This is a genomic window from Stutzerimonas sp. (genome assembly GCF_982611455.1).
In genome coordinates this window covers 74,293-85,748 of record NZ_CEXBBO010000007.1, presented here as the reverse complement: position 1 = coordinate 85,748, position 11,456 = coordinate 74,293, and the positions used below count along the sequence as shown (strand labels likewise).

The following is an 11,456-nucleotide window of genomic DNA, read 5'->3' as shown; positions in this document are numbered from 1 at the left end:
GTCATGTCACAGGGTCAATTCAGCTGCTCAGCGCCTATCTGCGCGGCAGGCTCGATAGCCGGTTGCGGGACATCGTCCTGAGCCAGGGCCAGCCCGGCGAGATAGCCAAAGGTCAGGCTGAGCGTATTGTTCGCGCCGTTGCCCGGCGCGCGGCCCCGCCATAGCGAGTTCATGTCCAGACCCACCGCGTGCAGACCGGGAATCGGCTGGTCGTTCCTGTCCAGCACGCGCGCCTTGCCGTCTATGCGCAGGCCGACCGTGGTGGTGGAGTCGCCGGGAAATATCTGCACGGCATAGAACGGCCCTTGCTGAATCGGCCCGAGGCAGGGATTGGGTTTGTGGTTGGGATCGCCCAGAGGCATATCGGCCTTGTCCCGTCCACGCCCGAAGTCATTATCCACACCCCGGGCGGCTTGCTGGTTGAAGCGCGCGACAGTGTCGGCGAGGTTGCCGGGATTGACGCCGATACGCGCGGCAAGCGCATCGAGGGTCGGCTCGGTGAGGATATAGCCGGCGGCAATCAGCCCTTTCAGCCCAAAGCCGCCCGGGCGCACCAGGCCCAGGCCGTATTTCTTGATGAACGGGTGGTCGCAGACAAGGTGCGCCGGCACCGAGCCGGTGCGGTGCATGGGCTCCACCAGGTTGGTCGCCGCCTCGTTACCGAAACGCCTACCGTCCCGGTTGACCGCAATGCAGCCTGGCTTGCCGCGATCCATATAAAGGTGCGGAAATTTGCGTATTGCGCCGTCGGGCCTCCTCAGCAGCGAGACCACCACCCAGCCGGCATTGCTCAGGTTTTCGCCATCGAAGCGGCCGCCAGCGTCGCGGGCTTGCTGCAAACCGTCGCCGGTGTTGCCCTCCGGCACCAGCGACACATGGTGTTCGGCAAACGGAATGTATTGTTTGCGCATGTCCGGATTGGCGGAAAAACCGCCGGTGGCCAGCACGACGCCACGGCGCGTGCGAATTTCTACCGGTTTGCCGTCGCGCTCGACAACCACGCCTTTGATCGCCCCATGCTCGTGGATCAGGCTGCGCATGGGCGTGTCTTTCCACAGCTCCACCCCGGCATCGATCGCCGAGCGCAGCAGCCGGGCAGCCATGGCGTTGCCCATGGTCAGACGCGTACCGCGCGAATAGCTCAGCTGATCCACGCCAAAGCGCACCGCCAATTTAGCGATGTGTTTGAACGAGGTGAACGACTTGGTGACCTTGGCGATGTGCGGCATGTCGCCAATGCCGAACATCATGCCGCCCGGCGCGTTGAATTCAGTCAGCGGGGGCCGTAATTGGTCGAAGTATTCGCCCAGCTCACGACCGTCATATTCCACCGGGCAAAGCAAACGGCCATCGGCGGAAAAGCCCTTGGCCTGCGGATGCCAGTCGGCAAAACCGCGCTGCACGGCGAAACGTACCGAGGTACGCGCGTGCAGGTAATCGACCATGCGCGGCGCGGCATCAAGAAAAGCCCGCAGCAGATCGGTACGCAGTGTCGGCCCCACCACTTCCTGAACGTAAGCGAAGGCCTGCTCTGGATCATCTTTCAACCCGGCCTCGGCCGCCTGGGTATTGCACGGCACCCAGATGCCGCCGCCGGAAAGCGCGGTGGTGCCGCCGAACAGCCCGGTCTTTTCTACCAGCAAAACGTCGAGGCCCTGGGTTGCGGCGACAATCGCGGCCGTCATGCCGCTGCCGCCAGAGCCGACGACGACTACGTCTTTTTCTATCACCGGATTGGCATTCATTCTGTAGGTTCCGTTGTTTCTGAAACTGATCGAGATGAGGGTGCTGCCCCGTACGCCGGTTCAGTCCGATGTCTGCTGGGTCTGTTGATACAGCTCGGCAAAATGCGGCTGACAGCTGTTCTTGCCACCGTTGATCTCGATGCATTCGCCTGTGATGTAGCCGGACTCGTCGGACGCGAGAAAAGCGGTCAGCGCCGCTATGTCTTCAGGCGTGCCGAGGCGTTTGGTCAGGACGTACTTGCTCGCAAAGGCAAGGATCTGCGGAGCCGTCGCCTCCATTGCAGGCGTCACGATGACCCCCGGTGCGATGGCGTTGCAGCGCACGCCTTGGCGGCCATATTGCGTCGCGATGTGGCGCGTCATATTGATGATCGCGGCCTTGCTGGTGCCGTAAGCGATTCGCACCAGGTCGCCCTTGGTGCCGGAGCCGGAGGCGGTGTTGATGATCGACCCGCCGCCCGCTTCGATCATGTGGGGAATGGCGAACCGACAGGCCAGCATGTAGCCGGTCAGGTTCACGTCCAGGGTTTTGCGCCATACCTCCATGGGTATTTCCAGCAGACTGAGGTCCTGGCCGTGAGTCTGCGGGTCGGTGATCGCGGTGTTGTTGTGTAGAATGTCCAGCCGACCGAATCGCTCAACCGTCTGGCTCACCATTGCCTCGATGCTGTCGGCATCGGCGGCATCGAACCGCATGGCCAAGCCGTTGCCCTCCAGCGCATCGGCAGCACGTTGTGCCGTTTCCAGATTGATATCGGCGCACACGACTTTCGCGCCTTCACGCGCCAGGCGCAACGCGGTCGCCGAGCCGATACCACCGCCGCCGCCGGTTACGATTGCCACTTTGCCTGCCAGACGTTGCATCCGTTTTATCTCCTGTCATTGTTGTTTTCGGGTGTGGCATGAAGCGCCTCGCGGAACGCCATGGCCGCGCCTTGTATCGACGAGGCCATGACTATGCGCGCCAGACAGCCCGGCCATACCAGCGCGATCAGCGCTGCGTGTACTTGGATACGATGGCTTCCGGATTCTGCGTGCTGTTGGACGGTGCCTCCTCCGCAAACTCCAGTCGTCCGGTCAGGAAGTCGTTGAGCACGCCATACATGTTTTTGTTGAAATCGAAGATCGCCAGCTTGGTCGCGTAGGGAATGTTCTTGTCATAGATCTGCACCCCGGCCATGTACACGGTCCGGTACAGATTGCCTTCCTGGTCCCAGGCGTCGTACAGGCCCGCGCCGAAGGTGTCCTCGTCATGTAATAGCGCCGCTTGCTGTACACATGGCGTTGGCCAGGCTTGAGCGTCGCCTCCACCACATAGACGCGGTGCAATTCCCAGCGCTCCACCGCCGGGTTAACGTGATTCTTCATGAACTGCTCGGGCGCTTCGATTCCGAAGTACCACTTGTAGGCGTTGTAGGGGATGTACATCTCCTGGCGTCCTATCAGCTTGAAATCGAAGCGATCCTGCTTGCCGGCAAACATTTGCAGCTCGTCGAACAGGGAAATGCCGCCCTGGCTCGCTACCGGCGTGTCATAGGCGAACTCCGGCGCCAACTTGACGCGGCGCTGACCTGGCGAATAGCTCCAGGCGCGACGCGGTTTCTCGGTCGGGTCCAGAAAATCGGAAATACCGGTCATCTCCCCCGCCCGGCGCGCCGGCTCGTTGTTGATCGACCCGGCACGACCGTATACCTGTGGATCACGGTCCTCCAGATGCGTCTGATAGAAAGGAAATTCCTCATAAGCTCGCTGTTGCGCCGTCTTAGTGATGTTGCCGTTGGAGTCGACAACCCAACTCGTGTGCTCGTCCAGGACGCCAGTCGGTCCGTTTTTGTAGCGCAACAGCTGGTTCCACATCATCTCGTTACCAGTCTTGGCGATGGGAAACGGCAGGCCGCCCCGGCAATCGGTTTCAAGCGATAAGCCTCCGTTGAAGGTTTCACATCCGGTGGCGTTGCGAACCGTTGCCTTCAGCACGTTATCCGGATAGGCAGCGGTGCGATGGCTCGGGTACACATCCATGTACCAGGTGTCCGGATATTTTTTCAGCAGGGCTTGCTGCCCCGCGCTCAATTTGTCTGCGTACTGATCCACGTTTTGTGCGGTGATCCGGTACAGCGGTTTTTCATCCCGGAAAGGATCGGCCCAGGCTTTGCCGGGTTCGAAGTCCGCTGGAGCGGTCCGCAAACCGCCTTGGTAGGGCGGAATAGTGCCTTCGGCGTTTCCGGCTTTTATCGCCCCGAACAGGGTGAGCGTATTACCCAGTTTCTGCGCCTCTTCTGGCGAAACCGCAGCGCAGGCAAATGTGGAAATGCCGGTCAAGACAATGCTTAACGCGAATCGGGAAATCATGAGCAGTCTCCGCTTATTGGATTTATATGGAGCCGTAAGAAGACGTGATGCATCGCTCCTCTAACTTAGCCAATACGCGTTTACATGCCGTTCATACCGTTTCACCAACGGTAAAACGAAAGCGGATATTTAGTGGTGTTAAAACCGGCAGTTGGTCCTAACCTGAAGCCCGTCAGCCGAAACCACGAAGCGCCTGATGATTTGAAGCCGACGTTACGTTGAATTTAATAAGAGCAAACGCTAAAGCCATGCCCATGTTTCCATTTTTCCCTTATTGCAAGCTGGTTCTTCAGGCGTCTGTATCTAAATTCGAACGGGTCAGGCCTCTGCGTAACCCTCCGTTCAACGACTCAATAACAAGAGATAAAAGATGAAGACTTTTTCCAAGATCCCCGAGCGAGGCGATTTCGCCTATCAAACCCTGGTCGCGCCCTATAAGGTGACCGGCGAGTCGATGCATGGTGGCCGTGGCTTTTTCGGCTTGCAGTTGAGCAAGAGCATGCCGTTCGGCTCGGTTCGTGACGAAGAAGGACATATCTATTCGTTCACCCGTTCGGTCATGGCGCCAACCGGCACGCCGAACCCGACCAAATTCTTCTATCTGTCCACCCGCATCGATGGCAAGAACATCCGCATGGACCAGGCACGCATGGCGGAACGCGGCGTGACGCCGGTTCCGGCCTTGTCGCTGCAAGGCGATACCGTTCGCTGGACCAACCAGCCTGATGACACCGGGCATCCATGGGAATTGACCGCCAACAGCGAAACCTTCACCTGGAAAGAAGACAACCTGTTCCAGCTCGAAGGCCGCCTGCTCGGCAACGGTATGCAGTGGTACTTGCCGGGCGTCGAGTGGGGCACCTTTTACGTTTCCCAGATCTGGGATGTCAGCGGCGTCTGCGAAGGGCGTCCGGTCAAGGGCGCGATCCTGCTCGACCAGGTGTACATGGCCGAGGGCGGCGCGATTCACTTCAAGAAAGACCTGGTGGTGAACAACAAGATGCACGTGCTGTGGTGGTCCTTTGCCACGGTCTACAAGGACGGCACCTACGATGTCGGCTCGTTCATGGTTGGCCATGACCACCTCGGCTACGCGATTTTCCAGAATGAAAAGGGCGAAGTGCGTACCACCACCGACATCGAATGCGTAACCAAGCACAAGGACGGAAGCTACTTTCTGGAGGCCGCCAAAATCACGCTGGACGGCAGTGAAGAATGGGAATTCTTGCCCGATCCGCGCGGCGAAATGATCGACTTCGTTGGCGGCTTTCCCGTCACTGCACAGCAGGAAGGCCGCTGGCGGCGAGTGGGTGATACTCGCGAGCCGGATCACTGGGTGGCCTGGGGGGAGTCGGACCGGCGCAATGGCGCGGCACGCAATGTCCCTGGCAGCGATATCAACTAATCGCGCAGCGGGCGGAGCGGCCTGCTGCGATGGCTGATGAAGCGGTACGAGTCAGCGGCTCGACTTGCCCGAAGTAGTGAGCGAGCCCAATGAACCAGGAGCGACTGGTGTTTCGCTGCTCAACCCCTTGGAGGCGAGCAGCTTTTTTTTGCAGCAGTGCCCTGCTTACACACCACACCGACGCCATGTGGCGAAACGCTCCAGGGGCGAATTCGCAAGCAATCGCCCCGAACGCCATCGGGGGGAATGTGCTTAAGAGGGAAGGATCTGCTACGAACGGCCAGCCGGGCATCAGTCAGCGGTGAGATAACGGTCCCTGAGACTATTCAGGCCCGACGCATCCAGGCCGACACACGTCTCGATATAGGCGTCCATCGATCCATAGTGCTTGTCCACGCAGTCGTAGGCCGTTTGCAGGTACTCGGGGCGGGCATTCATGATCGCGTCGACCGCTTCGTCAGGACAGGGCTTGCCGATCATGTTGCTGACCAGCGTACTCATCAGCTCTCGCCGGACGTCGCTGGCGTCGACCATTCGGCGGGCCGACAGCTGATAGTCAGCGACAATGACTTCCCGTGCTACGCCGAGCGCGTGAAGAATAACCGCGACGGCAAAACCGGTGCGGTCCTTGCCCGCTGCGCAATGAACCAGCACGGGCACCTTACCCGTCTCGAACAACCCGAACAGTTTCGGCAGATGCGGCGCCAGCATGCCCGGCAGACGCCGGTATACCTCGAACATCATGGCCTCGGCGCCGGCAAGATCCGGGCTTTCAGTCAACAGGCTCGACACGCTTTTGTCGGCGCGCATGTCGCCGGTGACCTCAAGTGCCAGTTGCTCAAGTTCAACAGGCAGATTGTTGGGCGTCCGCTGGCGCTCACCCTCGCTGCGCAGGTCACATATGGTCTTTACGCCAAGGGTCCTGAGGGTTTCCCAGCCCTCGGCGGCAAGCATGTGCAGCTGGTCGGACCGTAGCAACGTATGCCCGGCGATGCGCCGGCCGTCATGGGCCGGCAAGCCTTTGAGACTACGAAAATTACCGGTGCCTGCTAACTGCAGATTCATCGGGGCTCTCATATCTGAATGCTCGAACGTTCGCCTAATGTGATCAAGCGGAGGCGAATCCCCGAAATTGCGTGAGATCCAGGTTGTCGGTCACCGGCGGTTTAAGGAAATAGCACACCTGAAGTTTGCCTGGTGAGAAACGGTAGGTTTCGATGCTTTCAATGGCCAGCTCGGTACCATTCAGGCAATTGCGATGATGAGCCGCAACGTCGTTGCCGTTGTAGATGGTCTCCACCACTTCCAGAGAGATGTCCGCATTGTGCTTGTCGAACATCTCTTCGAGGATAAACCAGCCATCACGCGTGTCAGTGCGACCAGCATATTCGATGACCAGCGACTCAGGCGCAATTTGGTGATAGCAGTCAAGAAAGGCCTCGCGATCGTGGGCGTTCCATGCCGAGACCTGACCCTTCATAAAACGTTGGATACTTTCAGCATTCAGTTGCGTCGTCATTTCGATTGCACTCCGTTTATTGTTTTTGTTCGTTGCACCATGATCCAAGCCATCAATCATCCAGCAAATGCCGGAACTGCGGGAGAACCTGGCGCGCGCCCTCGCCCAGCTTCACGTGGCGGCGTGGCGCTTTGCCGGCGGTCAGCGTTTTCACGGTTTCGAAATCCTCCGCGGCGGCGAAGAATCGCTCCACCATGATGCGCCCGTCCTGGCCCCACTCATCGACATTGGCCAGCCATGCCTGCATGCCATACATGGGCCAGCGGCGAAATTGTTCCCAGGCGGCGTCCTGTCCAAGGACACCTTCGGCGCCCAGGCTGATCAGCTTCTCGCGGTAGACCTTGACCAGATCCCAGGCCGAAGCCCGCCGCTCCTCGATTGTCAGCGCCCCGAGCATGAAATAGGCAATATCGCGCCATGGCCGCCCCTTGCGCACAAGCTGCCAATCAAGCCAGACCCGCTCGCCGCTGTCGCGCAGAAAGCTGTTGCCCTGGTGAGAATCGCCATGGACCAGGCAGATGGGGGTCTCCTGCTCAAGTTCATAAGCGCGCAACTCGTCAAAGGCATGCCCAAACAGCTCCGGTGTTTCATACATCCACTTCGGCAGGATGGCCTTGTACTCAGGCTTGCGCAGGTTCAGCCGAATGTAGTCGTACATGCGTAAAAACTGATCGTAGTCGACCGGGTGATCCATGGAAGTGGGCAGCCAGCTCTGTGCCTTGAGTTCAGAACTTCCCCACAGTGCCGCATGCAACATCGCCAGCGACTCCAGCCCCTGGGCCACGCCATCGACGCCGAGGTGATGGGTGCTGTGACCGAACTGGCCTGGCGCCATTCCGAGGTCTTCCATCACGACGACGCCCCGACCGCCACCATCGCCATCCCAGTCGGAAAAATAGCTGTCCGGCACCGGCGTGTGCAGACGCTCGCGCATGAAGTGGTAGAAGCGCGCCTCCAACTCGCAGATCTCGCCGCTTTCAAACCCTTCCGACCAGTTGGACTTGAGGCAAACGTTGCGCGGAATGCCAGCGGCCTGGCCAACCTCATTGAGGTCCAGCGCGAGCCGTAGCTTGGTGGTGTGCCCGTTACGCACCTCTACCTGCTCGAAATCATTCACCGCGATCCCGGGGTAGCGGTTCTGAAGCAGGCTCGTCAACCAATGGGGCGTAACGTCTTGCAGGTGACGCGGGAGCCTGCCCTGACGTGCAGGATAAGGGCGCGCCGTGCGCAACTCTTCGATACTGGTCATTGTTGTTTTTATCTCTGAAGGCGAAATATAAGCGGCTTCCTGTAGAAACCGTACGACAGCGGAAACGCACTTACTCACGTATTCGGCGTAAACCCGAGTGTTGACCAGGCGCGCTGCGTCAACAAGGCAAACACGCTCTCGATACGCTTGAGTTGTTTGACCGGCGGTAAAATGCGTGTTTGTTTTGGAGTCTCGAAATGCTCATCGGAAAATAGCCGTGGTGGATACTTGAGGGCGTTGGTCAATCGGACCTGCTCGAAGGCGCCGGGGCTATATCAAGTTTTACCAAACCGGAAACACTGGCGGTTGACTATTGGTAAAACAAAAAGACGGCTCGCGCATAGCCAACATGGCAACGTGTTGCATATATATAAACCGCCTGATGTCGTGGCAAAGGAGCGTTGAAGATGCAAACACAGACCCGCTCGAAGTCCGATAAACGTCAGACAATGAGCCGAATGCTTGCCGCCGCGCATCAGGAGTTTTGCAACAAGGGACTGGCCGGCGGGCGTATTGACGAAATAGCCCGCAATGCTGGCGTTACCAAACAGCTGATCTTCCACTATTACGGATCGAAGGAAGGCCTGTTTGTCGCGGTGCTTGACGAAACCTCTGACAGACTCATGACCGGGTGGGTCGATTTCGATGTCGAGCAGCTGACCCCGACGCAAGCGCTTCGAGCCTTGCTCAACCACATCTTCGATCAATATCGCAACGATCCCTTGCTCGCCAGGTTGGCGCAGGAGGGCGTTCGCTATCACGATTACAATCAAACGCCGCGCAACCGCTTCCTGGAACTGGCACCGGCCCTGGTCGATAAGGTTGGCAGGATCGTCCAGCGAGGCATTGAATGCCGTAGTTTCAAGCCGGACACCCAGCCTCGGCTGCTGCTTGCCACCGCGGCTCTCATCGCTACCGGCTGGTTTACCAACGCTTACTCCACCTCAGCGCTGGTCGGCCTCGATACTGCTTCCGAGGAAGGTATGGAAACCTGGCGCAAACACTGTGCCGATTTCATTCTGGCCAGCATCGTCGCGACGCATGGAGAAGAACCGCGCAGCCCTCGCGCCGATTGATCATCGCGTTCTGCCGGGTCTCGCGCAGGTCTCGTTAGGGGCGCTCGATTCATTGGAGCGCTCATGGTCATCTCACCGTTACGTCATAGAGCGTAACGTGGGCTGCGCTTATAACGCCTGCTCGACACCGTGACCGAATCTTGCGTTCGCTGTATGGTGCGCGACTAGCCTGAAGTGGTCGCACTGAGTTGGTGAAGGGTAACGGGATGGCGAAGGGCAAAGACATATCGATGCGCCAGCTGCGCTACTTCATGGCCGCGGCTGAGGCAGGGCAGCTTTCCCAGGCAGCGGTGAAGGTGCATGTATCGCAATCGGCCATTACCGCCGCCGTTCTGCAACTTGAACAGACATTGGGCGTTCGGTTGTTCGACCGGCTGCCTTACGGCGTCACCCTGACCGCAGAGGGGCATAAGTTCGCCCAGCATGCGGGCCATATTCTCGACACGCTGCAGGACGCGCTCAGCGAGCCGCTTTTTCTGAGCCATTCGATCCAAGGGGTGATTCGCGTCGGGGCTTCTTACACGGTGCTCGGCTATTTTCTGCCGTCGCTGCTGGCGCGGTTCAAGCGGAGCTATCCGCAGGTGGAAATCGATCTGGTCGATATGGATCGGCCTGTCATCGAAGACGCCATTGCTGCGGGACGGTTGGATATGGGGCTTTCCATCGTCTCCAATACCGAGAACCTGCAGCGTTTCGAGCATCAGGTGCTGATTCGCTCGCGACGCCAATTGTGGCTCGCCAGCGAACACCCGCTGATGCAAGCCTCGGTTATTACACTCGAAGACGTGGCGCGTCATCCTTACATTCTGCCCACCGTGGATGAAGGGGAGAGCTCCACGTATCGCTACTGGAGTTCTCGCAGCCTGGAGCCGAATGTGGCGTTCCGAACGTCTTCGATGGAAGGTCTGCGGGGGCTGGTCGCCCATGGATTCGGCGTTACGATTCTCTCCGACATGCTTTATCGGGCCTGGTCGCTGGAAGGCAAGAAAATCGAGGCGCGGCCGTTGGTGGACGCTATCCCGCCCATGGAACTGGGCTTGATCTGGCGCCGCGAGACGGAGTTGCCGCAAACCGCTGAAGCGTTTCGCCAGTTCCTCATCATGGCGTGCGCATCCTGAGTGATCCGCATGTCGGCTCAACGCCAATATTGCTCGAATGCGGTCGCGATCAGATGGCCTTGCGCTCTGCCGGCCTGCGCAGCGATGGCGCGCCGCGCCGGATTCAGCGGGTTGCTGCCCATCGCCGCTGCCGCTGCCCTGTCAGGGCCGATAACCTGAACGCGCGTCCCGGACTGCTCGAGTTTCACTATTTGCCAGGCCAGCGTGCGACCAGGAATTCCCTGGCGCACACCAAGGGGCGATAGGATGATCACTCCTGATGAACGCTCGGCCAGATCGGCATTGCTCGAGCTTCGGATCCCGCCATCCATGTATTGCCTTCCGCCGATGTTAACGGGCGGCCAGATACCGGGCACGGCGCAGCTGGCGACGACCGCATCGGCCAGTGCCACGCCGGAATCTTGGTCGAACATTCTGGTTTCGCCAGTCAGTGCATCGACAGCGACGACGGCCAGAGGTTTGGCTGGCCAGTCCTGTCGAGGATGCAGCCGGGCAGCAATGACGGACTGCCTGGCTTGTGCATTCCCAGCCTCGGCTCGTAGCGCCAGCTGACCGATTCGCTTGATGCGCTCGGTGGGAGCATTCAGCTTTGGCAATACGGAAATTGCCAAAGGCAGTAATCGCAGCAGTCGTATTTGAGGCGCGAGCTCCTGAACCTGTTTCGATGCGTCAACCTGACGCTCGTACAGTTCCCAGAGATCACTGTCTTCGCGGACCTGCGCCGCAACCGTAGCGCCGGCGGAGGTACCCAGCATCTTGCCGCACTCACGCAGGTCGAAACCCTTTTCGCTCAAACCAAGCAGCAGGCCGGTCATCCAGGCGATGCCGGTGATTCCGCCACCGCCTAAAACCAGGGAATGGTCCGTAAACATGACTGTTGTCCTTGGCTCACAAGTAGGTGGGCATTACCAGAGCATCATCAGAACATGCCGGAACGCGGAGTGATGTTCGGGTGGCAGTGCGGATGTTCTGGCTCTGGTATCTATTCTTAT

10 protein-coding genes and 1 pseudogene are annotated in these 11,456 nt (G+C 59.2%); 3 read left to right on the top strand and 8 right to left on the bottom strand.

What is annotated here, in order from left to right; all coding sequences use genetic code 11:
• Positions 1-14: 14 nt before the first annotated feature.
• From AC2LD7_RS06560 to AC2LD7_RS06550, 3 genes and pseudogenes are all read right to left on the bottom strand, one after another.
• A complete protein-coding gene (locus tag AC2LD7_RS06560) occupies positions 15-1,745 on the bottom strand; it encodes an FAD-dependent oxidoreductase (RefSeq protein WP_484596986.1) in 1,731 nt (576 codons plus the stop codon).
• Positions 1,746-1,805: 60 nt separating this feature from the next.
• Complete coding sequence (locus AC2LD7_RS06555) at positions 1,806-2,609, bottom strand: SDR family NAD(P)-dependent oxidoreductase (protein ID WP_264590173.1); 804 nt, start codon at positions 2,607-2,609, stop codon at positions 1,806-1,808.
• A 127-nt stretch (positions 2,610-2,736) separates the two neighbouring features.
• Positions 2,737-4,097 (bottom strand): annotated as a pseudogene (locus AC2LD7_RS06550) (DUF1329 domain-containing protein).
• Between the two features lie 370 nt (positions 4,098-4,467).
• Here AC2LD7_RS06550 and AC2LD7_RS06545 point away from each other — a divergent pair.
• A complete protein-coding gene (locus AC2LD7_RS06545) occupies positions 4,468-5,502 on the top strand; it encodes a hypothetical protein (protein WP_021208008.1) in 1,035 nt (344 codons plus the stop codon).
• A 291-nt stretch (positions 5,503-5,793) separates the two neighbouring features.
• Here AC2LD7_RS06545 and AC2LD7_RS06540 read toward each other — a convergent pair whose 3' ends face one another.
• The 4 genes from AC2LD7_RS06540 to AC2LD7_RS06525 form a co-directional block, all read right to left on the bottom strand.
• Complete coding sequence (locus tag AC2LD7_RS06540) at positions 5,794-6,567, bottom strand: tyrosine-protein phosphatase (RefSeq protein WP_484596985.1); 774 nt, start codon at positions 6,565-6,567, stop codon at positions 5,794-5,796.
• 43 nt (positions 6,568-6,610) lie between these two features.
• Positions 6,611-7,021 (bottom strand): nuclear transport factor 2 family protein, encoded by a 411-nt coding sequence (locus AC2LD7_RS06535; protein ID WP_484596984.1) that lies wholly within the window; start codon positions 7,019-7,021, stop codon positions 6,611-6,613.
• 52 nt (positions 7,022-7,073) lie between these two features.
• A complete protein-coding gene (locus AC2LD7_RS06530) occupies positions 7,074-8,270 on the bottom strand; it encodes a phosphotransferase (protein ID WP_102847604.1) in 1,197 nt (398 codons plus the stop codon).
• A gap of 74 nt (positions 8,271-8,344) precedes the next feature.
• Entirely contained in the window at positions 8,345-8,515 is a 171-nt protein-coding gene (locus AC2LD7_RS06525) for a hypothetical protein (RefSeq protein WP_180984078.1), read from the bottom strand.
• Positions 8,516-8,677: 162 nt separating this feature from the next.
• Between AC2LD7_RS06525 and AC2LD7_RS06520 the strand changes: the two genes are divergently transcribed.
• On the top strand, positions 8,678-9,346 hold the full coding sequence (locus AC2LD7_RS06520) for a TetR/AcrR family transcriptional regulator (RefSeq protein ID WP_102847603.1): 669 nt from the start codon (positions 8,678-8,680) through the stop codon (positions 9,344-9,346).
• Between the two features lie 206 nt (positions 9,347-9,552).
• Positions 9,553-10,464 carry a LysR family transcriptional regulator gene (locus AC2LD7_RS06515; protein ID WP_484596983.1) on the top strand — a complete coding sequence of 304 codons (912 nt, stop codon included), beginning with the start codon at positions 9,553-9,555 and terminating at the stop codon, positions 10,462-10,464.
• 17 nt (positions 10,465-10,481) lie between these two features.
• On the opposite strand, the gene AC2LD7_RS06510 is transcribed toward AC2LD7_RS06515, so the two are convergent.
• Entirely contained in the window at positions 10,482-11,336 is an 855-nt protein-coding gene (locus AC2LD7_RS06510; protein WP_484596982.1) for a patatin-like phospholipase family protein, read from the bottom strand.
• Positions 11,337-11,456: the final 120 nt, after the last annotated feature.